Origin of the sequence: Nonomuraea sp. NPDC049504, assembly GCF_040676845.1 — a bacterium.
Lineage (GTDB): Bacteria > Actinomycetota > Actinomycetes > Streptosporangiales > Streptosporangiaceae > Nonomuraea > Nonomuraea salmonea.
The window spans coordinates 103,701-125,206 of record NZ_JBFAPT010000026.1; the positions used below are offsets into that span (position 1 = coordinate 103,701).

Below are 21,506 nucleotides of genomic sequence, written 5' to 3' on the forward strand. Positions count from 1 at the left end.
TGGTGCAGGCGTATTGCCGCCACGTCACGGTGATGGAACGGCCCGCTGTGACCCTCCTGACAACCGCACCCGGAGGGAAGGTCACCATGGCGTCCATCTTCGACCAGATCGGCGGCGCGAGCGCGGTTTCGGCGGTGGTCGACGAGTTCTACGAGCGGGTCGTGGCCGATCCGCGGCTCGGCGGCCACTTCACCGGCACCGACATGGGCAAACTCAAGGCGCACCAGCGCAGCTTCGTGGCGGCCGCGCTGGGCGGGCCGCAGGAGTACAGGGGCAAGACGATGGACGAGGCCCACGCCGGCCTGGGCATCACCGGCGAGGACTTCGACGCGGTGGTCGGCCACCTGGCCGGCGCGCTGACACACTGCGGGGTCCCGCAGGACACCATCGCGACGATCGCCGGCGCCCTCGCCCCACTGCGCGACCAGGTGGTGGACGGGCAGGTGTCCGTGGCCTGATCAGCGGACGGCGCGGTGCACCGCCTCGATGACGGGTGCCGCGCCGTCCTCGGCCGCGAGTTCCTGCGACCGCGGCGCCGCTCGACCACCATCCGGCACGGCTCAACCGGCGAGCAGCCGCTGCAACGAGCGCTGCCACGAGCGCTGAACGCCGGGCACAGATCGACACGACTTCCTCCATAGTGCTATGAATATAGCTAAATGGAGGAAGTCGTGATCGAGTTCTATTTGGACGGCCGCTCGGGGCTGTCGCCGTACCTGCAGCTCGTCCAGCAGGTACGCCATGCGCTGCGCCTCGGCCTGCTCCGCGAGGGCGACCAGTTGCCCACGGTCAAGGACGTGGTGGCGCGGCTGGCGATCAATCCCAACACCGTGCTCAAGGCCTACCGCGAGCTCGAACACGACGGGCTGGTCACCGCCCGTCCCGGTGTGGGGACGTTCGTGACCAGGACGCTGGCCGACACCACGCTGGCCGCGCACGGCCCCCTGCGGCAGGAGTTGCGGCGCTGGCTGGCCCGCGCCAGGAAGGCCGGGCTGGACGACGAGAGCATCGAGGCGCTGTTCATGACCACCTTTCGCAGCGTCGCTCAGGAGGACATAGCGTGAGCGCGCCCCCCGTGACGGCCCCGAGGCGGCCCACATGAGCGTGCGGGCGCGGGCGCTGACCAAGAGGTTCGGACGCCGTACGGCGCTGACCGGCTGCACCCTCGACATCCCGGCCGGGCACGTCACCGGCCTCGTCGGCCCCAACGGCGCGGGCAAGTCGACCCTGCTGAGCCTGGCCGCCGGGATGCTGACCCCCACCTCGGGCACGATCGAGGTGTGCGGCGGCCGTCCTGGCAGCGGCCCCGAGCAGCTCACCAAGGTCGGGTACGTCGCGCAGGACGCCCCCGTCTACGCCGCGCTCACCGTCGCCGACCACCTCGAGCTGGGCGCCCGGCTCAACACCGGCTGGGACGACGCCCTCGCCCGCGCCAGGGTCGAGCGGCTCGGGCTCGACCCCCGGCAACGGGCCGGGAAGCTGTCGGGCGGCCAGCGTGCCCAGCTCGCCCTGACGATGGGCCTGGCCAAGCGGCCCGAGCTGCTGCTGCTCGACGAGCCGGTGGCGACGCTCGATCCGCTCGCGCGCCGCGAGTTCCTCCAGGACCTCATGGAGGCGGTCGTCGAGCACGGGCTCGGCGTCGTGCTCTCCTCCCACCTGGTCGCCGACCTGGAACGCGTCTGCGACCGGGTGATCGTCCTGGCGGGCGGCGAGGTCAGGCTCGACGGGGACGTCGATGAGCTGCTGGCGGTGCACCACCGGCTCAGCGGGCCCCGCCGCGACGGTCTTCCCGCCGGCCAGCACGTGGTCACCGCGGCGCACACCGAGCGGCAGAGCACGCTGATCGTCCGTACGGAGGCGCCGATCCTCGACCCCGCCTGGGCCGTCGGCGCCCTCACCCTGGAGGACCTCGTCCTCGCCTACATGAGCCCGCCCGCCGAACCCGCCGGACCCCGCGTGCATGGGCCCGAAGCGGAAGGGCCAGGGAGGCGGCCGGCGCTGGAGATCGTCCGATGATCTGGTTGACCTGGCGCCAGTTCCGTCCCCATGTCCTGATCGCGGTCGCCCTCCTGGCCGCCGTCGCCGTCACCCTGGCGGTCACCGGCCCGCCGCTGCGGCACCTCTCCCGGGTGGCCCCCGCCGACGAGACCCTGTTCTACGCCGGCGCGACGCTCGTCCACCTCCTGCCCGCCCTCATCGGCGCCTTCTGGGGCGCCCCGCTGATCGCCCGCGAGCTGGAGACGGGCACCCACCGCCTGGCGTGGAACCAGGGCGTCACCCGCACCCGCTGGCTGGCCGTCAAGCTGGCGGTCGTCGGATCGGCGGCCGTGGCCGCGTCCGGGCTGCTCAGCCTGGCGGTCACCTGGTGGGCGGGCCCGCTCGACGCGGTCGCCGGCACGACCGTGCCCACCACCTGGTGGGCCGACGCCACCGTGCTCCCCGTCGGCATGGAGGGCCCTGGCCTCCTCTCACGGGTCGATCCCCGGCTGTTCGGCGCTCGCGGCATGGCGCCGATCGGGTACGCCGCGTTCGCGTTCACGCTCGGCGTCGCCGCGGGAGCCGTCATCCGCAGGACCGTGCCGGCGATGGCGGTCACGCTCGCCGTCTTCGCGCTGGTCCAGCTCGCCGTGCCCCTGGCGGTCCGTCCGCACCTGCTGCCGGCCGAGCAGCGCACGGTGCCGATCACGGCGACGAACGTCCGCTCGTTCGACCCCACCGTCCCCCGCCTGACCGTCGCGGGACCGCCGGGAGCGTGGCTGCTGGCCAACGACACCCTGGACGCCCGCGGCCGCACGGTCACCGCCCTGCCCGCGTGGACCCGTGAGTGCTCGCCACCGCCGCCCACGTCGGGACGGCCCGCGCCCTCACGGATCGGCCTGCCGGCCGTACAGGCGTGCTTCGCCAGGCTCACTGATCTCGGCTACCGGCAGCGGTTCGCGTACCACCCGCTCGGCGCCTTCTGGCCGCTCCAAGGGGTGGAGACCGCGCTGTTCCTGGCCCTGTCGGCGCTGCTCGCCGGCTTCTGCCTCTGGTGGACCCGCCACCGCCTGCCCTGAGTCAAGAACGCTCACCCCCCGCCACGGGGTCGCTCAACCCTGCCGGAAAACAAGAAGGGACACTGTCATGAGTCATGCCCGCACACGGTTCAGGCGCGGAATCGCGATCGCCGCGAGCCTGCTCGCCCTGGCGACGCCCGCCGTGACCGCGACGCCCGCATCAGCGGCGGCGCCCCCCGTGCCCGCCCTGCCCAAGCCGACCGGCTCCAGCCCGGTCGGAGTCACATCCCTGCACCTGAAGGACACCTCACGCGCCGACCCGTGGGTGCCGTCGGTGAAGTACAGGGAGCTCATGGTGTCGGTGTGGTATCCGGCGAAGTCGCCGGGCCGCAAGCGGGCGCAGTACATGACGCCCAAGGAGTCCGAGCTGCTCCTGAAGGACGGGAAGATCACCACCGTCCCCGGCGACATCCTCAGCAGGACCAGGACCAACGCCTTCACCGACGCCGAGCCGGCCGGCCGCAAGCGCGGCCTGCCGCTCGTCGTGCTCTCCCCGGGCCACGGCAAGCCCCGCTCCGAGCTCACCGGGCTGGCGGAGGAGCTGGCGAGCAGGGGGTACGTGGTGGCCGCGATCGACCACACGTACGAGAGCGTCGCGACGACCTTCCCCGACGGGCGCGTCACCGAGTGCGTCACCTGCGAGATCGACAAGAACCCCGACTGGTGGGTGGGCCTGGTCAAGAGCCGGGCGCGCGACGTGTCCTTCGTCCTCGACCGGCTGACCGGGCCGCGACCGGCGTGGCAGGGCTCCCGCCTCATCGACCCGTCCAAGATCGCGATGGCCGGGCACTCCGTCGGAGGCGCCGCCACCATCCCGACCCTGCTGAGCGACTCCCGCGTCCGCGCCGGCATCGACATCGACGGCACCACCGACATGGCGATCCCGGACAGCGGACTGTCGCGGCCGTTCCTGTTCCTGGGCAAGCCGGCCACCTACACGCCCGGCCAGGGTGCGGCCGCCGCCACCTGGGAGCGCGACTGGAAGCACCTCACCGGGTGGAAGCGCTGGCTGCTGCTGACCGGGGCCGAGCACCTGTCGTTCACCGACCTCGGCCTGCTGGTCGACCAGCTCGGCATCGACGCCGGCGCCGACATCGCCGGGGCCCGCGCCATGACGATCACCCGTAGCTACGTGACGGCCTTCCTCGACCAGCACCTGCGCAAGGAGCACCGCCCGCAGCTCGACAAGCCGTCCCCCCGCTTCCCCGAAATCAAGCACTGCGCCCCCGAGAGCAAGACCTGCAGGTAGGAGCACGGCGGCGCGCATTTCCAAGATCCAGTAGAGGTCTTGAGCATTTCCGCGCGCCGCCCCTAGCGTCGTTGGCATGCGACAGATCGACAACCTGGACGTTCTCAGGATGCTGACGAACCGGTTCAGGATGAAGCTCTACAGCCTGCTCTTCCGGATCGGCCCGGTCACGGTGAGCGAGCTGGCCAGGCGCATGGACGCCGACCCCGGCCAGGTGAGCTACCACCTGCGGCAGCTGCAGCGCTACGACATGGTCGAAGACGTGCCGGAGCTGGCCAGGGACAGCCGGGAGCGGTGGGTGCGCGCGGCCATGCCCGGGTGGCGGGTGGAGACGGATCTCGAAGGCCCGTACGCGGCGGCCGTGATGCAGGCGTGGACCGCGCAGTGGGTGATCGACCAGTTCGAGCGGCTGCGCGACTTCGACCGCAACCTCACGGCGTTGCCCGAGGAGTGGCGGGACGCGGGCTTCGGCAGCAGCCGGCACCTGCGGCTCACCAGGGACGAGATGGCCCAGCTCAACGAACAGCTCAACGCGGTGATGGAGCCGTGGCGCGAGCTGACCGCCGAACGCATCGCGGCCGACGAGACGCCGCCGGACAGCCTCCCGATCTTCCTCTTCTACCACGCGTTCCCCGAGCTGCCGTGAGGCGGCCCTCGCCGCACGGCATCCACGAGGAGTTCGCCCGTGCCTACCTCGCCGAACGCCGTGCCGAGGCCGACCGGTCCCGCATGATCCCGCCCCGCTCGCACCGGCGGGTGCGCGCCCGGCTCGCGGACGCCTTACGCCGCCTGGCCGACCGCCTCGAACCTGCCCTGCCGCCCGTCCTGCCGCCCGTAGGCGCCGATCAGGACTGGCGCGGGTCGTAGCCTCTGAAGTCGCTCAACTCCACGGCGCTGTCCGGCAACAGAGGCACCCCGCTGCTGGAGTCGAGCACCACCCGGCGGCCCAGCGGCTCACGCAACGTCACGCTGATGTGGTCGGTCTTCCCCATCAGGTTGCAGAACGTCACGCCCTCGTCCCACCGGACGTCGACGTCCACGACGACCGCCCCGGGCGTCTCGTGGGCACGCGCGCCGTAGGTGGTGTCGCAGGTGCCGTGCAGGTAACGCAGCCGCAGCTCGGCCGGGCCCTTCTGGTCGTACGTCCTGACCTCCTGGACACTGTCGGCGACCGGCCGGGGCGGCCCGCCCATGGCGGCCGGGTCCACCGCGACCCGCCGGAACCGCCCGGGGACGCCGTGCACGGTGAAGTCCCACGTGGGCACCCGGACGTCGCCTCTGCTGGTGGGGAACGCGGCCGTGCCGCGGGACACCGCGGTCACCCGGAGCGGCCGGCAGCCCTTGGCCGGGCACTCCTCGTCGACGAAGGACCTGGGCCTGGTCAGGCCGGCGTAGGCGGCCTTCGCCGTCACAAGCGGCACGTTCAGCGTGCTCCCGTCGGCCCAGTGCAGCTCGGCCGGGGCAGGGGTCTCGTCCGGGAGGTCCGTCTCCAGCTTCCATACGCTGTTGAGCTCGCTGCGCGACGCCCATCGCGGCGTGGTCCGGCTCTTGGGCGGCATGGTCAGGTTCTTCAGCGGGACGAATCCCTCCAGCCAGGGCCGCCGCTCCGGTGACCGCTGCCAGCGGTCGGCCACCTCGCGGGCGAGCGTGGTGAACGCCTCATCGGCGACCGGGCGGCGGGCGTCGGCCCCGCAGGTCATCCCCACCAGGAGCAACGCTAAAGCTGGAAAAATCCGCATGTGGTGGTAGACGCACCCAAGCCCACCCCGGTTTCCCAGAATCGGGAAAGGCCCGCTCCCTGAAGCGACACCTCCGGCGATGAGCGACATCCCCAGAGATCTCGCGCTCCTCGCCATCGGTGCGACCGGCCGAGCCGGAATGCACGTCCCGACCCACCATCCGGACACTCCCCCTAAGCGGCGACATCGTTAGTTATGCGAATATAATCGTTGTATGCCTATAACCGATCGGTCCACCTCCGCCGCTGCGGCGCCCCCCGCGCTCGGCCGGCGGCGGCGGATGCTCGTCCTGGCCATCTGCTGCATGAGCCTGTTCATCGTCGGTCTGGACAACACGATCGTGAACATCGCGCTGCCCTCCATCCGGCGCGACCTGAACGCCTCCGTCTCCGGCCTGCAGTGGATCATCGACGCCTACACGGTGGTGCTGGCCAGCCTGCTCATGCTGTCCGGCTCCACCGGCGACAGGATCGGCCGGCGCCGCACGTTCCAGACCGGGCTGACGCTGTTCACGCTGGGCTCGCTCATGTGCTCGCTGGCACCGAGCCTGGGCTGGCTGATCGGGGCGCGGGCGCTGCAGGCGGTGGGCGGGTCGATGCTCAACCCGGTCGCCATGTCGATCATCACGAACACCTTCACCGAGCCGCGCGAGCGGGCCAGGGCGATCGGCGTGTGGGGCGGGGTGAGCGGCGTCAGCATGGCGCTGGGCCCGCTGGTGGGCGGCGCGCTGGTGGGCGCGGTCGGCTGGCAGTCGATCTTCTGGATCAACATCCCGGTGGGCGTGGCCGCGTTCGTGCTGTGCGCGCTGTTCGTGCCCGAGTCGCGCGCGCCGCGCCCGCGCCGGGTGGACCCGGTGGGCCAGGTGCTGGTCATCGTGGCGCTGGCGACGCTGACGTTCGGGCTGATCGAGGCGCCGGCCGCCGGGTGGGGGTCGCCGCGTACGCTGGCCTGCTTCGCGGTGGCGGCGCTGGCGCTGGCCGGACTGATCCGCTACGAGCTGCGCACCGAGGAGCCGCTGATCGAGCTGCGCTTCTTCCGCAGCGTCCCGTTCGCGGGCGCGACCGTGACGGCGGTGTGCGGGTTCGCCGCGCTCGGCGGCTTCCTGTTCGTCAACACCCTCTACCTGCAGGACGTGCTGGGCCTGTCCGCGCTGCACGCCGGCCTCTACACGCTGCCCATGGCGGGGCTGACCGTGCTGTGCTCGCCGCTGGCGGGCCGGATCGTGGCCAACGCCGGGACCCGGGTGCCGCTGCTGCTGGCCGGCGCCTCGATCGGGGCGAGCGGCCTGATCATGACGGGGCTCGCGACGGACACGCCGATCTGGCGGCTGATGGCCGCGTACGTGCTGTTCGGCCTCGGCTTCGGCATGCTGAACGCGCCGATCACCAACACCGCCGTGTCCGGCATGCCGCGCGAGCGGGCCGGGGTGGCGGCGGCGGTGACCTCGACCAGCCGGCAGATCGGGCAGACGCTCGGCGTCGCGGTCATCGGCGCGCTGGTCACCTCGGCGGTGGCGGGCCCGTTCGCCACCGGCTTCCCTGCGGCCAGCCACGTCGGCTACTGGATCGTGACCGGCTGCGGCGTGGCGATCGTGCTGCTCGCTATCCTGACCACCACCGGCTGGGCCCGCCGCAGCGCCGCGCGCACCGCCGAACGGCTGGCCCACCCGCAGGAGACGACATGAGCGAGACCCACGAGCAGGAGGCGGTGGCCCGGGTGTGGGCCGCCATGTACGACCTGGTCCTGCGGCAGGAGAACCGCCGCAAGGAGGTGGCCGACGCGCTCGGCATGAGCTTCTTCCGCATCAAGGCGCTGCGCTACCTGCTGGCCGGGCCGATGACCATGCGGGAGCTGACGACCGAGCTGGCCACCGACAAGCCGTACACCTCGCTGATGGTGGACGACCTGGAGCGGCGCGGCTACGTCACCCGCAGCGTGTCCCCCGGCGACCGCCGCAGCAAGATCGTCACGCTGACGCCGTCGGGCACGGCGGTCGCCGAGAAGGCCCAGCGCATCCTGGCCCGCCCGCCGCGCTCCCTGCTGGCCCTCGACCCCGACGACCTGGCCGCGCTCGACCGCATCATGACCAGGCTGCGCACCCCTGAGGAGCAGGCCGCGCGCTAGAGGGCGGCGTCGGCGTCGAGCGGGAAGACGGGCCGCTTGAGGTTGCGGTAGGGCAGCCGGTGCAGGTCCTGGTCCACGCCGCCGGGCGTGAGCGCCAGCATCCAGCCGGCGGCGGCCTCGAACAGCTCGGGCTCCAGGTAGCCGATCTTCACGGTGACGACGTCCACCTCGGCGACCTCCACCCCCAGCCGCCGGTACGACTCCAGCAGCCGGTACTGCATGCGCCGCGAGGTGAGGAAGACGCTCAGCCCGCCGACGCGCACGCTGACCACCCGGCCACCGTCGGGGTCGTCGGCCACGGCCTCCAGCGTGCCCTCCAGCAGGAGCGGCCCCGGCGCGCGAGTGTCGATCCGGCCGCCGGCGCGCACGCCGACGGGCGAGCCGACCGGCAGGTGCCCGACGCGCGCCACCGCCTCGGGGTCGAAGAGGGAGGCGAAGACGGCGCGTACGGAGCCGTCACGGATCTCGGGCCTGGCCAGCAGGCGCTCCAGGGCGTAGGTGACGTCGTCGGCGCCGCCCGCGCCCGGGTTGTCGCCGGAGTCGCTGATGAAGTACGGCCGGGCCGCGCCCTCCTTCAGCGCCGCGTCGAGGCACTCGTCCATGGAGCCGGTGGGGGCGACGAAGGCGAAATCGTCGCGGGCGTCCCAGAACGCCTGGCCCAGCTCGCGGGCGGCCTGCTCGGTGGCGGCCCGGTCGGTGCCGGTGGCCACGACGGCGCCGGTGCAGCGCGGCTCGTCGGCCCAGGCGAAGCCGATCCAGATGGCCGCGTCGATCACGCCGGGCCTGGACTCGACCTCGGGGATGCGGGCGTACAGGCCACGGGCGGGCTCGACGCGGGTGCTGGTCATCTCGCCGGGCAGCAGGATCGGCACGTGCACGAGCGCCTTGTGCGGCCGGCCGCCGGCGTTGAGCGCCTCGACGAGGTTGCGGGCGGCGCGCTCGCGGGTCTCCCAGACGTCCACGTGGGGCGCGGTGCGGTAGCAGGTCAGCAGGTCGCAGCCGTCGAACAGGACGTGGGAGACGTTGCCGTGCAGGTCCATCGCGGCCGACACGAGCGGCTCCGGGCCGATCACGGACCGGATCGCGGTGATGAGGTCGCCTTCGGCGTCCTCGCGTCCGACGACGCTCATGGCGCCGTGGATGTCGAGCAGCACCCCGTCGAAGCGGCCCTGGCCGAGGCCCTGGACGATCTCCGCGCGCCAGGCGTCGTACGCGGCGGGCTCGACGGCGCCACCGGGCAGGGCGCGGGCGTGCACGAGCGGCACCCACTCGACCTCGGCCGCCCACGGGCTGCCCAGCCAGTCGTAGCGGTCGAGCAGGGCCTGGCCGCGGGTGACGTCGAAGTCGGCGGCGCCGCTCAGGTGCGGCGAGAAGGTGCTGGACTCGATGTGGATGCCGCAGACGGCGATGCGCAGAGGCGCGGTGGTGGACACGGTCGTGGACGCGGTCGTGGACGCGGTCGTGGACTCGGTCGTGGACTCGGTCGTGGACTCGGTCGTGGACTCGGTGGTGGACACGGTGGTGCTTCCTAGGTGGTGGCGTCGGTGGTGGAGTGCAGGTCGGTCGTCTCGCGCAGCAGCCGGCCGAGCCCGATGAGGGCGGCGTCGGGGCCCGCCGCGCTCGCCTCGATGGACAGCGACTGGGTCAGGGGCGGCAGGCAGCGCTCGTACAGCATGCCTTTGACGGCCGCGACGTAGACGTCGAGGCTGGACAGCGCGCCGCCGATGACGACGCTGTCGGGGTTGAGGAAGTTGACCAGGCCCGACAGGGCGACGCCGAGCAGCCGGCCGGCCTGGCGCACCAGCGTCACGACGGCGGGGTCGGCGTCCACGGTGGCGGCGACGACGTCGCTCAGCCCGGTGACGGGCCGGCCGCGGCGGGCCAGCTCGCGCACGAGCGCGGCGCCGCTGGCGACGGTCTCCAGGCAGCCGCGGCTGCCGCAGGAGCATTCGCGCTCACCGCTGTCGGCCACCCGCACGTGGGTGAGGTCGCCGGACAGGCCGCGCCCGCCGCGGTAGATGCGGCCGCCGGTGACCAGGCAGCCGCCGATGCCGCTGCCGGCCTTGACGTAGATCATGTCGCCGGTGGCGCGGCGGGTGACGTACTCGCCGATGGCGGCGGCCTTGGCGTCGTTGTCGGCCAGGGCGCCGGCCTGGAAGCGCTCGCGCAGGTCGGCCTGGACGTCGTAGCCGCTCCAGCCGGGCATGCGGGCCGGGCCGACGAGCCGGCCGTGCGGGAAGTCGACGGGCCCGGGCAGCGCCATGCCGACGGCCAGCAGGCGGCGGCCGGGCGCGTGGGCGGTCCTGACGCGGTCGAAGGCCTCGCTGATCTCGTCGAAGATCGCCTGCGGGCCTGCGCTTATGTCGACGGCGAGCTCCTCGGCGACCTGCAGTGCTCCCGAGGGGGCGCACAGGCCGACGCGGGCGTGCCGCCCGCCGAGCTCGGCCACGGCGAGCACGCCGCCGTCCTCGCGCAGCCGTAGAATCCTGGGCCGGCGGCCGCCGGTGGAGGCGCCGACGCCCTCCTCCAGGATCGTGCCCTCCTCCAGCAGGCGGCGTACCACGCTGGAGACCGTCGAGGGAGCCACCTCCAGGAGCTCCACCAGGTCCGCACGGGAGGCGGCCTTGCCGCTGGCCAGCAGGCTCAACGCCTGCTCGCGCAGCTTGGCGGGCGGCTCCGGCATGTCTCTCCTCCCCCCTGGCGCAGCGCAGGCGAGCACGGGGGCCCGCGAGCGGGCCCGACCCCTGGGCCCAGGCGGGCCATCACAGCAGACGCCCATCATCGGGCACGAAGACGATCACCGAAAGATGTCACACGGATGTCGTACGCGTTCCACGCGGATCTCGCCCGGCGGATCTCCTCGCCGCGGACTCTATCCCGAAATAAGTGCCCCGAACAAAGCGGATTTTTCACATTGACTTAGTACTTGTACCTCTATACATTCTCCGGACTGAAGGCCCCCTGGAGGGCCCGCGCACGTCTCGACGAGGAGAAACATGGGGACGAGAACCCGCATCGTGAGCGGCGTGGTGGCCATCGGGCTCGGTTTGACCGCCTGCAGCGCGGGCGCCGGCGGCGGTACGCCGCAAGGCGGAGCGGCGCAGAGCAAGGACACCGTGACCGTGGCCCTCCGCACGCCGAACTGGATCCTGCCGATCTCGGCCCCCGGATTCACCCAGGGCGAGAACGACATCTTCTCCACCGCCCTGTACCGCAAGCTCTACAGCTTCCAGCTCGACGGCACGACCGAGGACAACGTCAACCCGACGCGGTCGCTCGCCGAGCCGCCCGTGGTCAGCGACGAGGGCAGGACGCTGACCATCACGCTCAAGGACAACACCTGGTCCGACGGCAAGCCGATCACCACCAAGGACGTCGAGTTCTGGTGGGACCTGGTGACCACCAACAAGGACAAGTGGGCCTCCTACCGGCCCGGCGGCTTCCCCGACAACGTCGCCGACTTCAAGGTCAAGGACGACAAGACCTTCTCGATCACCACCAAGAAGGCCTACAACGCCGCCTGGTTCGTCGGCAACCAGCTCAACCGCATCGTCCCGCTCCCCCAGCACGCCTGGGACAAGGGCGACCCCAAGAAGACGTTCGAAGAGCTGACCACCGCCTCCAAGGACCCCAAGACCTACGCCACCAACCCGCTGTGGAAGACCACCAGCGGCCCCTGGAAGCTGGAGAGCTACGTCCCCAGCGGCGAGGTGGTCCTGGCCAAGCAGGACGCCTACTCCGGCCCCGACAAGCCGAAGATCGGCAAGATCGTGCTGCGCCCGTTCACCGGCGACGACGCCGAGTTCAACGTGCTGCGCGCCGGCGACATCGACTACGGCTACATCCCGCCGGCCAACCTGTCGCAGAAGTCGTACCTGGAGTCCAAGGGCTACAAGGTCGCCCCCTGGTACGGGTGGTCGATCACGTACCTGCAGCTGAACTTCAACAACCCCAAGACCGGGGCGCTGTTCAAGCAGCCGTACCTGCGCCAGGCGCTGCAGCACCTCATCGACCAGCCCACCATCAGCAAGGTCATCTGGGCCGACATGGCCGCCCCCACCTGCGGCCCCGTCCCCGCCAAGCAGGGCTCGCCGGCCGGCGAGGGCTGCGTCTACCCGTTCGACCCGGCCAAGGCCAAGCAGCTGCTGGAGAGCCACGGCTGGAAGGTCACCCCCGACGGGACCACCACCTGCGCCGACCCCGCGCTGTGCGGCGAGGGCATCGCCAAGGACACCCCGCTGAACTTCACCGTCACCAGCCAGTCCGGCTTCGCCGCCACCACCAAGATGTTCGCCGAGATCAAGTCCCAGATGGCCAAGCTCGGCGTGCAGCTGACCATCAAGGAGGTGCCCGACTCCGTCGCGGTCACCCCCGCCTGCAAGCCGGAGGAGTCCAAGTGCGACTGGGACATGTCGTTCTTCGGCTCCCAGGGCAGCTGGTACTACCCAGCCTTCGCCTCCGGTGAGCGGCTCTTCCAGACCGACGCCCCCGTCAACCTCGGCAGCTACAGCAGCCCCGAGGCCGACGAGCTGATCGAGAAGGCGCAGTTCTCCGACGACGCCGGCGCCCTCCAGGAGTACGACGACTTCCTGGCCAAGGACCTGCCGGTGCTGTGGATGCCCAACCCCGTCTACCAGATCTCGGCGTACAGGTCGGGCCTGCAGGGCGTCGAGCCGCAGGACCCGATGAACCTCATGTACTTCCAAGACTGGTCCTGGAAGAGCTGACCCTTGCCCCGGTACCTCCTCACCCGCCTGGGCCAGGCCCTGGTCATCGTGATCCTGGTGACGCTGATCACGTTCGTGATCCTGCACCTGCTGCCGGGAGGCGCGGCCAGGGCCATCCTGGGCAAGGAAGCGACGCTCGAGCAGATCGCCGCCTTCAACCACGAGATGGGGTACGACCGGCCGCTGTGGCAGCAGTACGCGATGTACCTGCAGCGGCTGGTCACCGGCGACCTGGGCTACTCCTTCCAGCTCAACCAGTCGGTGTCGGAGGCCATCGCGCAGCGGCTGCCCAAGACCATGCTGCTGTCGCTGGCCTCGACCCTGCTGGCGGTCGTGGTGGCCGTCCCGCTCGGCGTGGTGCAGGCCGTACGGCGTAACCGCTGGCCCGACTACACCATCAACGGGCTGTCGCTGCTGGCCTACGCCACCCCGATCTTCTTCATGGGCCTCATGATGATCATCCTGTTCTCGCAGGTGTGGCCGCTGCTGCCGCCCGAGGCGCCGCAGGGCTTCACGCTGGCGGAGGTGCTGGCCGACCCGGCCGGGCTGGTGCTGCCCACGGTCACGCTGGCCATCCTCACCGTCGCCGTCTACTCCCGCTACGTACGCTCGTCCATGGTCGACAACCTCAACGAGAACTACGTGCGCACGGCCCGCAGCAAGGGCCTGTCGGAGAGCCGCGTGATCGTCGGCCACACCCTGCGCAACGGCCTGTTCCCCGTCATCACGCTGCTCGGCATGTACCTGCCGGCGCTGTTCAGCGGCGCCCTGGTGGTCGAGCGGCTGTTCAACTACCCCGGCATGGGGCTGCTGTTCTGGCAGGCCGCGCTCAAGCGGGACTACCCGATCCTGCTCGGCGTCACCCTGCTGATCTCGGTGGCCACGGTGCTGGGCGCGCTGGTCGCCGACGTGCTCTACGCCGCCGTCGACCCGCGCGTACGACTCAAGGCAGGCCGCTCATGACCGCGACCCCGCACGAGGACGAGGCGCCCGTCCGCGGCATGTGGCGCCAGGGCCTGGAGGTGTTCTGCGAGAACCGGCTGGCCCTGCTGGGCGTCGGCCTGTTCGTGCTGCTGGCCGCCTTCAGTTTCCTCGGGCCGCTGTTCTACCAGACCGACCAGGTGCACACCGACCTGACGAAGGTGTTCCTCACCCCCGGCGACGGGCATCCGCTCGGCACCGACGGCGTCGGCTACGACCAGCTCGGCCGGCTCATGCTGGGCGGGCAGACCTCCATCGTGGTCGGCCTGGCGGCCGGCCTGCTGGCCACGGTCGTCGGCACCGTCTGGGGCGCCGTCGCGGGCTTCGCCGGCGGCTGGCTGGACGCGGTCATGATGCGCGTGGTCGACGCGTTCATGTCGATCCCGGCGCTGTTCCTGTTCATGCTCATGGCCTCGATCGTCACGCCGACCGTGCCGATGCTCATCGTCATCATCGGCGCCTTCGCCTGGCTCGGCCCCGCCCGGCTGGTCCGCGGCGAGGCGCTGACGCTGCGCACCCGCGAGTACGTCATGGCGATGCGCGGCATGGGCGGCACCGGCGGGCGCGCGGTGCGCCGGCACATCATCCCCAACGCCATCGGCACGGTGATCGTCAACGCCACCTTCCAGGTGGCCGACGCCATCCTGTACGTGGCCTACCTGTCCTTCCTCGGACTGGGCGTGCCGCCACCCGCCGCGAACTGGGGCGGCATGCTGTCGGACGGCCTGTCGGACACCTTCAGCGGCCACTGGTGGCTGCTCTACCCGCCGGGCATCGCCATCATCCTCATCGTCCTCGCCTTCAACTTCATCGGCGACGGGCTGAGGGACGTCTTCGAGGTCCGCCTCCGGCGGCGTTGACAGGAGTTTTCGCACACATGGGGAACCCCACCAGCGAGCCGCTGCTGCGGCTGCGCGACCTCAGCACCGACATCGCGCTGCGGCGCGGCACCGTGCACGCGCTCGACCGCGTCACCCTCGACGTCCACCAGGGCGAGACGCTCGGCATCGTCGGCGAGTCGGGCAGCGGCAAGACCATGACCGTGCTGTCGATCATGGGGCTGCTGCCCGCCGGCGGCTCCGTCGTCGGCGGGGAGATCCTCTTCGACGGCCGCGACCTGCGCACCATGCAGGCCCCCGAGCTGCGCCGGGTGCGCGGCGTCGAGATGGGCATGGTCTTCCAGGACCCGCTCACCTCGCTCAACCCCACCATGCGCATCGGCGCCCAGGTGGCCGAGCCGCTGCGGGTGCACCAGAAGGTCGGCAAGGCCGAGGCGCGCGAGCGGGCGATCGAGATCCTGCGCAGGGTCGGCATGCCCCGCCCCGACAAGATCGTCGACGACTACCCGCACCAGCTGTCGGGCGGCATGCGCCAGCGCGTGGTCATCGCCATGGCGCTCATCCGCTCCCCGCGCCTGCTCATCGCCGACGAGCCCACCACGGCCCTGGACGTCACCACCCAGCGCCAGATCCTGGAGCTCATCGACGACCTGCGCGAAGAGTTCAAGATGGCGGTCATCCTGGTCACCCACGACCTCGGCGTGATCGCCGGCCGCGCCGACCGCGTCGCCGTCATGTACGCCGGCCGCGTCGTCGAGACCGCCACCACCCCTGAGCTGTTCCGCGCGCCCCGCCACCGCTACACCGAGGCGCTCATGCGCGCCCTGCCCGAGTCGGCCACCGACGGCGACGGCCGCCTCTACAGCATCCCCGGCCTGCCGCCCGACCTGTCGCGCCCGCTGACCGGCTGCCGCTTCGCGCCGCGCTGCCGCTTCGCCACCGACGAGTGCCGCACCGGCGACATCGCCCTCACGGCGGCCGGGAACGGGCACGCCTTCGCCTGCCTGCACCCCGTCACCGAGCCCGTCGTGCTCGCCCCGCCCACCGGCCGCGAGCAGGCCGCCACGGCCGCCGCCGAGCCGATCCTGAGCGTGCGCGACCTGGTCAAGGAGTACGACGCGGGCGGCGCCGGGCTGAAGCGCTCCAGCGGCAAGGTGAGCGCCGTGGCCGGGGTGTCGTTCGAGGTCGCGCCCGGCGAGACGCTCGGCATCGTGGGCGAGTCGGGCTGCGGCAAATCCACCGTCGGCCGGCTCGTGGCCGGGCTCGAGCCCGCCACCGGCGGCAGCATCGTCGTGGACGGCACCGACATCGCCGGCCTCGACCGGCGCGCCCGCCACCGCATGCACCGGCAGGTGCAGCTGATGTTCCAGGACAGCTACGCGGCCATGAACCCGCGCATGCGCATCGACTCCATTCTCACAGAGCCGCTGGAGATCCAGCAGGTCGGCGACGCGGCGCAGCGGCGCGCCCGGGTCACCGAGCTGCTCGACCAGGTCGGCCTGCCCAGGACGGCGCTGGAGCGCTACCCGCACGAGTTCTCCGGCGGCCAGTTGCAGCGCATCGGCCTGGCCAGGTCGCTGGCGCTGCGGCCCCGGCTCATCGTCGCCGACGAGCCGGTCAGCGCGCTGGACGTCTCGGTGCAGGCCCAGGTGCTCAACATGATGCGGGACCTGCAGGGCGAGCTGGGCCTGTCGTACGTGTTCATCAGCCACGACCTGTCCGTGGTCGACTACATGGCCGACAGGATCGGCGTGATGTACCTCGGCAAGATGGTCGAGATCGGGCCCGCCCACCAGGTCGTCCGCGCCCCGCGCCACCCCTACACGCAGGCGCTGCTGGACGCCGTCCCCTCACCGGACCCCGATCACGTGCCCAGCCCGGACACCACCATCAAGGGCGAGCTGCCGAGCGCGCTCAACCCGCCGACCGGCTGCCGCTTCCGCACCCGCTGCCCGCTCGCGCAGGACGTGTGCGCCACCGAGCCGCCCCTTCAGGGCGGGGCGCACCAGGTGGCCTGCCACTTCCCGCTGCGTCAGGAGGAGCCGGCCGCGCCCCTGGCGTAGGCCGGCCAGGGGCGGGCAGGGAGGCGTTCGACGTCGTCGTTGAAGCGCCGCAGGTAGGCGGCGAAGGCGGCGACGTCGCCGGCCGGCCAGCCGGACAGCACCTCGCGCAGCCCGTCCAGGTTGCGCGCCCGCTCGCCGTCCAGGAACCGCTCGCCCCGCGCGGTGATGCGGAACTTGCGGGCGATGCCCCCCGCGGGGTCGGCGATGCGCTCGGCCAGGCCCTCGCGCAGCAGCGCGGCGGTGTGCCGGTTGAGCGTCGAGACGTCGAGGCCGAACGCCCTGCTGAGCTGCCCGATGGACATCGGCCCCGCACGGCGGATCCGGCTGAGCAGGATGTACGCGCTGCGGTCGAGGTGGCGGTGCCGGCCGAGCCGCATGGTCTCGTACTCGACCGCGGCCAGGGAGTCCGTGGGCTTGTCCATGCCAGTCCTTCCCCCAACCATGGGTGCGGGTCAGCATATCTTCCACAAGAATGTGCAACACCCACAATGTGTGCATTTATCACGCTATGTGTGGGGTGCACGTCGCTACCATCGGGGGGACACGCGTGGAAGAGCCCAGCAGACCCGCCACCCGGCACGGCATCGTCACCGTGATGGCCGTCGCCGGCATCGTCGCCTCACTCACCCAGACCCTCGTCGTCCCCCTCATCGGCCGCCTGCCGTCGATGCTGCACGCCACCGCCTCCGACGCCTCCTGGGTGGTCACCGCGACCCTGCTGGCCGGCGCCGTCACCACCCCCGTCATGGGACGACTCGGCGACCTGTACGGCAAGCGCCGCATGATGCTCGTCTGCGCCGTCCCCCTCATCCTCGGCTGCGTCACCTGCGCCCTGGCCGGCTCGCTCGCCCCCATGATCGCCGGACGCGGCCTGCAGGGCATGGGCATGGGCCTCATCCCCCTCGGCATCAGCGCCCTGCGCGAGGTGCTGCCGCCCGACCGGCTCGGCCCGTCCATCGCGCTGATGAGCTCGTCCATGGGCATCGGCGGCGCCCTCGGCCTGCCCATCGCCGCCGCCGTCGCCGAGTACGCCAGCTGGCGGGCGCTGTTCTGGGCCACCGCCGTCCTCGGCCTGCTGGTCGCCGCGCTGATCCGGCTGCTGGTGCCGTACACGCCGCCCGCCGCGCGCGGCCGCGTCGACCTGCCCGGCGCGCTCGGGCTCGGCGCGGGACTCATCTGCCTGCTGCTCGGTGTCTCCAAAGGCGCCGACTGGGGCTGGGACAGCGCGCCCACACTCGGCCTGCTGGCCGCCGCCGCCCTCGTGCTGCCGCTGTGGGGCTGGTGGGAGCTGCGCGCCCGCGACCCGCTGGTGGACCTGCGCGTCGCCGCCCGCCCTCAGGTGCTGCTCACCAACGCGGCCTCGATCGTGGTCGGCTTCTCCATGTACGCCCAGTCGCTGATCGTCATCCAGATCCTGCAACTGCCCGCCGCCACCGGCTACGGGCTCGGCCAGTCCATGCTCGCCGCCGGCCTCTGGATGGCCCCCGCCGGCCTCATGATGATGATCGTCTCTCCCGTCGGCGCCCGCCTGTCGGCCGCCCGCGGCCCCAAGGTCACGCTCATCACCGGCAGCCTCGTCATGGCGCTCGGCTACGGCCTGTCGGTCGTCCTGCTCGGCTCCACCTGGGGCCTGCTCGTCATCACCTGCGTGTGCGCCATCGGCGTCGGCTTCGCCTACGGCTCCATGCCCGCCCTCATCATGGGCGCCGTGCCGCGCTCGGAGACCGGCGCGGCCAACAGCTTCAACACGCTGATGCGCTCCATCGGCACCACCGTCTCCGCCGCCGTCGTCGGCGTCGTGCTCTCGCAGCTCACCATCGACTTCGGCGGCCACCCGCTGCCGTCGGAGCGCGGCTTCCACGTCGGCATGCTCATCGGCTGCGGCGCGGCGCTGGCCGCCGCCCTCATCACCATGACGCTGCCAGGTGACGGCGGCCCGCCCCGCCGGGTGCTGGTGCCGGCCGACCCCGCCCCCGCCACCGAGTCCTGATCAGCCGTCCACGGTGAAGGTGAACCGGTGCGCGCCCGACGGCACTCTGGCCGACAGGCGCACCCGGTGCACGGTCTGCTGCTCGCCGTCGTGGCCGCGTACCGCCAGCTCGTCGGCCTCGGCCCGCCACCCGGCCGGAACCTCCAGCGCGACCGGGCCCCACGCGACCCGGCCATCGCCCAGCACCGGGCGGCGGCGCGACACGAACACCTCGCTCACCCGCGCGTCCCGCGTGGTGAAGCCGAAGGCGTCGGTCAGCTCCAGCCTGCCGGGCCGCCACCGGAACGTCCGGGTGAGCCGCTCCAGGCAGGGCACCGCGTAGGCGGCGGTGAGGTCGAGCGCGAACGTCACCGCGTCGCCGTCGACGGCGTGCTCCAGCACCTCGGCCCGCCGCTCGGGCCCCGGCACCTGCCCCCGCCCCTCGACCAGCGGGATCGAGTGCCACTCCGCCGACGCCTGCGGCACCAGGTAGCGGCCCTCACGGAAGTAGTCGCGGGTGTACTCGGGCGCGCCCAGATCGTCGAGCACCGTCTCACCCCGCGCGTGCAGCACGAACGTGCCGACGTCGAGGTGGTTGTGCGGCTCGTCGTTGTGCCCGCCCTTGGCCGCGAACGCCGCCCCGCCGGACCGCGCCACCACGATGCCCGCATCCGGCAGGTACGTATGCGGCCCCGGCTCCGCCACCGGAACCTCCCGCGCCCACCACAACGTCCGCGACAGATGCGCCCACCGATAACAGGGGTCGTCATGGAACGACGGCTCCCCCGCGGTGACCGGCACCGGCACGCCCAGCCGCTCCGACAGCCGCGACAGCAGCCCCGCCGGATAGACGCCGCGCGCCTGCGCGTCCGCGAACGCCGGCCTGGTGCCGTCACCCAGATCCACCCGCGCCGGGTAGGCGGCCATCTCCCGCACGTGCGGATCGTCCAGCAGGTCCTCGCCGGTGTGCTCGCGCAGCGCCTCGGCGAAGTACACGAAATACCCGAACCCGTATGCCCAATAGTCCGGGCCCTCCAGGCAGGCGCCGTCGGCGCCCGTACCCGACAGGAACGCCTCCATCGCGCCCTCCAGCCGCGCCACCACCCGATCGGCGCCCAGAGCCAGCGCCGCCGCCCCCGCCGCGCCCGCGCACACCGCCGACCAGTTGTGGCGGGCCGACTCCCACCACATCGTCCCCGCCTCCAGCGGGGCGAAGACCCGCCGCTCCACCTCCGCGCGCACCCGCGCCCGCACCCGCGCGTCCACGTGCCCGCCCAGCAGCCGCACCCCCTCCGCCAGCGTCTGCGCCGTCTCGGCGGCGAACAGGTCCACGAACGCGTTGGGGTCACCGCCCTTCGGCTCGTGCGCCGGCAGCACCCAGGAGTACTCGTCGCACACCGACCACAGCAGGTCGTCCAGCGCCGGGTCGGGCCGGTCGTCCAGGTGCGCGGCCAGCAGCAGCGCGGCCAGCCTGCGGCGGCGCTCGAAGTAGGCGCCCTCGTACGCCAGCCGGTCACCGCCGTCGGCGAAGCGCCGCCACAGGGAGAACGTCAGCTCGGGAGCCGGCGACGTACGGGCACGCTCCGCCTCCTCGTGGATCTCACGGACCAGACGGGTCAGCACAGGTCCTTCCACCTCCAACGGGGTCACGTGATTCTCCCAGCCCGAGACCGCGCGAAATCGCCTCGCGGCGGCACCACCCGCCCGGCTAGATTCATGAACGTGGCGCAACCCCTCGAAATCGCGTGCGACGAATCCGGCGCGGAGGGCGAGAAGCTCGTCGGCGGCAACAGCGACGTCTTCGCCCACGCCAGCGTGCTCATGGACGCCGAGGCGGCCGCCGCCGTCATCGCCGAGCTGCGCGTACGAGCGCCCACCCCCGCCGACGAATACCGCGCCAACCACGTCCTGCGCGAGAAGCACCGCGCCGCCCTGCTCTGGCTCCTCGGCCCCAGCGGCCCCGTGCTCGGCCACGTCCGCGTCTTCGTCGCCGACAAGACCTTCTGGCTCACCGGCAAGGTCACCGGCCTGCTCCAGGACGACCACACCCCGCGCCTCGGCCTCGACCCGCTCGCCAGAGCCGACGCCGTCGCCCTCTACCGCGAGGGCCGCCGCACCTTCGGCCCCGGCCGGTGGGCCGCCTTCCTCGACTCCTTCAACTACCTGCTGCGCGCCAAGAACGGCCAGGGCATCACCACCTCCGTCGCCGACACGTACCTGCTGATCGACGAGCTGCGCACGGCGAAAGGCCCGGCCGGCGACGTCATGCGCGCACTGTGGGAGGTCCGCGACCGCGTCGAGGAGTTCCGCGACCGCCTGCTGACCGACCCCCACGTCTTCCCCGCGCTCGACCCGCTCATCCCCGCCATCGTCCAGGCCGTCACCTCCTGGGGCGACGGCCTGGACGATGGCCGCGGCCCCGTCGCCGTCGTGCACGACCGCCAGACCACGCTGACCGACGAGCGCATCGCCCAGATGCGGCAGATACTCGGCGGCCGGATGGCCGGGCTCCGGCTCGTCGTCTCCGAGCTCGACGAGCGCGTGCAGGTCGCCGACGTGCTGGCCGGCATCGCCCGCAAGGCCGCCTCCGACGAGCTCAACGGCCGCCCCGACCCCGAGCTGACCCCGCTCCTGCGCCCCTACGTCGATCCCGCCTCCATCTGGGCCGACGAACGCGGCCCTTTCGCATAAGCCCAGGTCATGCCCCGGTAAACACCCCCACCCCCACACGATCGCCACCAAACGTGACGTTAGAGTGA

At 72.1% G+C, this 21,506-nt stretch carries 20 protein-coding genes; 15 read left to right on the plus strand and 5 right to left on the minus strand.

The window, feature by feature from the left end; genetic code table 11:
• Positions 1–86 precede the first annotated feature (86 nt).
• From AB0K28_RS39085 to AB0K28_RS39115, 7 genes are all read left to right on the plus strand, one after another.
• Positions 87–458, plus strand: coding sequence for a group 1 truncated hemoglobin (locus AB0K28_RS39085; protein ID WP_345404216.1), 372 nt, complete (start codon positions 87–89; stop codon positions 456–458).
• A 213-nt stretch (positions 459–671) separates the two neighbouring features.
• Positions 672–1,064, plus strand: coding sequence for a GntR family transcriptional regulator (locus tag AB0K28_RS39090; protein WP_345404214.1), 393 nt, complete (start codon positions 672–674; stop codon positions 1,062–1,064).
• A gap of 34 nt (positions 1,065–1,098) precedes the next feature.
• Positions 1,099–2,016, plus strand: coding sequence for an ABC transporter ATP-binding protein (locus AB0K28_RS39095; protein ID WP_364380198.1), 918 nt, complete (start codon positions 1,099–1,101; stop codon positions 2,014–2,016).
• Positions 2,013–3,056, plus strand: a complete 1,044-nt coding sequence (locus tag AB0K28_RS39100) for an ABC transporter permease (RefSeq protein WP_364380201.1) — start codon at positions 2,013–2,015, stop codon at positions 3,054–3,056. The genes AB0K28_RS39095 and AB0K28_RS39100 overlap by 4 nt, the downstream gene beginning before the upstream one ends.
• 67 nt (positions 3,057–3,123) lie before the next feature.
• A complete protein-coding gene (locus AB0K28_RS39105) occupies positions 3,124–4,305 on the plus strand; it encodes an alpha/beta hydrolase (protein WP_364380204.1) in 1,182 nt (393 codons plus the stop codon).
• Between the two features lie 76 nt (positions 4,306–4,381).
• Positions 4,382–4,951 (plus strand): helix-turn-helix domain-containing protein, encoded by a 570-nt coding sequence (locus AB0K28_RS39110; RefSeq protein WP_364380207.1) that lies wholly within the window; start codon positions 4,382–4,384, stop codon positions 4,949–4,951.
• The gene (locus AB0K28_RS39115; protein WP_364380210.1) at positions 4,948–5,172 is read left to right on the plus strand and encodes a hypothetical protein; all 225 of its coding nucleotides are present in this window, start codon (positions 4,948–4,950) and stop codon (positions 5,170–5,172) included. Before AB0K28_RS39110 ends, AB0K28_RS39115 begins: the two co-directional genes overlap by 4 nt.
• Here the strand turns inward: AB0K28_RS39115 and AB0K28_RS39120 are convergent.
• The gene (locus AB0K28_RS39120; protein ID WP_364380213.1) at positions 5,151–6,011 is read right to left on the minus strand and encodes a hypothetical protein; all 861 of its coding nucleotides are present in this window, start codon (positions 6,009–6,011) and stop codon (positions 5,151–5,153) included. The genes AB0K28_RS39115 and AB0K28_RS39120 overlap by 22 nt on opposite strands.
• 247 nt (positions 6,012–6,258) lie before the next feature.
• On the opposite strand from AB0K28_RS39120, the gene AB0K28_RS39125 reads away from it, so the two are divergent.
• Both AB0K28_RS39125 and AB0K28_RS39130 read left to right on the plus strand, forming a co-directional pair.
• Positions 6,259–7,728, plus strand: coding sequence for an MFS transporter (locus tag AB0K28_RS39125; RefSeq protein WP_364380216.1), 1,470 nt, complete (start codon positions 6,259–6,261; stop codon positions 7,726–7,728).
• Positions 7,725–8,168, plus strand: coding sequence for a MarR family transcriptional regulator (locus AB0K28_RS39130; RefSeq protein ID WP_364380219.1), 444 nt, complete (start codon positions 7,725–7,727; stop codon positions 8,166–8,168). The genes AB0K28_RS39125 and AB0K28_RS39130 overlap by 4 nt, the downstream gene beginning before the upstream one ends.
• Here AB0K28_RS39130 and AB0K28_RS39135 read toward each other — a convergent pair.
• Entirely contained in the window at positions 8,165–9,685 is a 1,521-nt protein-coding gene (locus tag AB0K28_RS39135; protein ID WP_364380222.1) for a M81 family metallopeptidase, read from the minus strand. The genes AB0K28_RS39130 and AB0K28_RS39135 overlap by 4 nt on opposite strands.
• An 11-nt stretch (positions 9,686–9,696) precedes the next feature.
• Positions 9,697–10,851: an ROK family transcriptional regulator gene (locus AB0K28_RS39140; RefSeq protein ID WP_345404194.1), complete on the minus strand. Its 1,155-nt coding sequence runs from the start codon at positions 10,849–10,851 to the stop codon at positions 9,697–9,699.
• 313 nt (positions 10,852–11,164) lie between these two features.
• Between AB0K28_RS39140 and AB0K28_RS39145 the strand changes: the two genes are divergently transcribed.
• From AB0K28_RS39145 to AB0K28_RS39160, 4 genes are read left to right on the plus strand one after another with little or no spacing between them, the layout of a single operon-like run.
• Positions 11,165–12,895, plus strand: a complete 1,731-nt coding sequence (locus tag AB0K28_RS39145; RefSeq protein WP_364380225.1) for a peptide ABC transporter substrate-binding protein — start codon at positions 11,165–11,167, stop codon at positions 12,893–12,895.
• A gap of 3 nt (positions 12,896–12,898) precedes the next feature.
• Positions 12,899–13,858 (plus strand): ABC transporter permease, encoded by a 960-nt coding sequence (locus AB0K28_RS39150; RefSeq protein WP_345404185.1) that lies wholly within the window; start codon positions 12,899–12,901, stop codon positions 13,856–13,858.
• Complete coding sequence (locus tag AB0K28_RS39155; RefSeq protein WP_345404182.1) at positions 13,855–14,736, plus strand: ABC transporter permease; 882 nt, start codon at positions 13,855–13,857, stop codon at positions 14,734–14,736. The genes AB0K28_RS39150 and AB0K28_RS39155 overlap by 4 nt, the downstream gene beginning before the upstream one ends.
• A gap of 17 nt (positions 14,737–14,753) precedes the next feature.
• Positions 14,754–16,778: an ABC transporter ATP-binding protein gene (locus AB0K28_RS39160; RefSeq protein ID WP_364380229.1), complete on the plus strand. Its 2,025-nt coding sequence runs from the start codon at positions 14,754–14,756 to the stop codon at positions 16,776–16,778.
• Here the strand turns inward: AB0K28_RS39160 and AB0K28_RS39165 are convergent.
• Positions 16,748–17,200, minus strand: a complete 453-nt coding sequence (locus tag AB0K28_RS39165; RefSeq protein WP_364380232.1) for a MarR family transcriptional regulator — start codon at positions 17,198–17,200, stop codon at positions 16,748–16,750. The two genes, AB0K28_RS39160 and AB0K28_RS39165, sit on opposite strands and share 31 nt — an antisense overlap.
• A 125-nt stretch (positions 17,201–17,325) precedes the next feature.
• Between AB0K28_RS39165 and AB0K28_RS39170 the strand changes: the two genes are divergently transcribed.
• Complete coding sequence (locus tag AB0K28_RS39170; protein ID WP_364380235.1) at positions 17,326–18,768, plus strand: MFS transporter; 1,443 nt, start codon at positions 17,326–17,328, stop codon at positions 18,766–18,768.
• Here the strand turns inward: AB0K28_RS39170 and AB0K28_RS39175 are convergent, their stop codons facing one another.
• Positions 18,769–20,397, minus strand: a complete 1,629-nt coding sequence (locus AB0K28_RS39175) for a heparinase II/III family protein (RefSeq protein WP_364380237.1) — start codon at positions 20,395–20,397, stop codon at positions 18,769–18,771.
• 72 nt (positions 20,398–20,469) lie between these two features.
• Between AB0K28_RS39175 and AB0K28_RS39180 the strand changes: the two genes are divergently transcribed.
• Positions 20,470–21,438, plus strand: coding sequence for a hypothetical protein (locus tag AB0K28_RS39180; RefSeq protein WP_364380239.1), 969 nt, complete (start codon positions 20,470–20,472; stop codon positions 21,436–21,438).
• Positions 21,439–21,506: the final 68 nt, after the last annotated feature.

What these genes read in the sequence shown, in the direction of transcription:
- AB0K28_RS39100 (WP_364380201.1), top strand. Translation starts at nt 2,013, where the DNA reads ATGATCTGGTTGACCTGGCGCCAGTTCCGTCCCCATGTCCTGATCGCG.
- AB0K28_RS39130 (WP_364380219.1), top strand. Translation starts at nt 7,725, where the DNA reads ATGAGCGAGACCCACGAGCAGGAGGCGGTGGCCCGGGTGTGGGCCGCC.
- AB0K28_RS39095 (WP_364380198.1), top strand. Translation starts at nt 1,099, where the DNA reads ATGAGCGTGCGGGCGCGGGCGCTGACCAAGAGGTTCGGACGCCGTACG.
- AB0K28_RS39110 (WP_364380207.1), top strand. Translation starts at nt 4,382, where the DNA reads ATGCGACAGATCGACAACCTGGACGTTCTCAGGATGCTGACGAACCGG.
- AB0K28_RS39105 (WP_364380204.1), top strand. Translation starts at nt 3,124, where the DNA reads ATGAGTCATGCCCGCACACGGTTCAGGCGCGGAATCGCGATCGCCGCG.
- AB0K28_RS39165 (WP_364380232.1), bottom strand. Translation starts at nt 17,200, where the DNA reads ATGGACAAGCCCACGGACTCCCTGGCCGCGGTCGAGTACGAGACCATG.
- AB0K28_RS39155 (WP_345404182.1), top strand. Translation starts at nt 13,855, where the DNA reads ATGACCGCGACCCCGCACGAGGACGAGGCGCCCGTCCGCGGCATGTGG.
- AB0K28_RS39145 (WP_364380225.1), top strand. Translation starts at nt 11,165, where the DNA reads ATGGGGACGAGAACCCGCATCGTGAGCGGCGTGGTGGCCATCGGGCTC.
- AB0K28_RS39160 (WP_364380229.1), top strand. Translation starts at nt 14,754, where the DNA reads ATGGGGAACCCCACCAGCGAGCCGCTGCTGCGGCTGCGCGACCTCAGC.
- AB0K28_RS39085 (WP_345404216.1), top strand. Translation starts at nt 87, where the DNA reads ATGGCGTCCATCTTCGACCAGATCGGCGGCGCGAGCGCGGTTTCGGCG.
- AB0K28_RS39140 (WP_345404194.1), bottom strand. Translation starts at nt 10,851, where the DNA reads ATGCCGGAGCCGCCCGCCAAGCTGCGCGAGCAGGCGTTGAGCCTGCTG.
- AB0K28_RS39125 (WP_364380216.1), top strand. Translation starts at nt 6,259, where the DNA reads ATGCCTATAACCGATCGGTCCACCTCCGCCGCTGCGGCGCCCCCCGCG.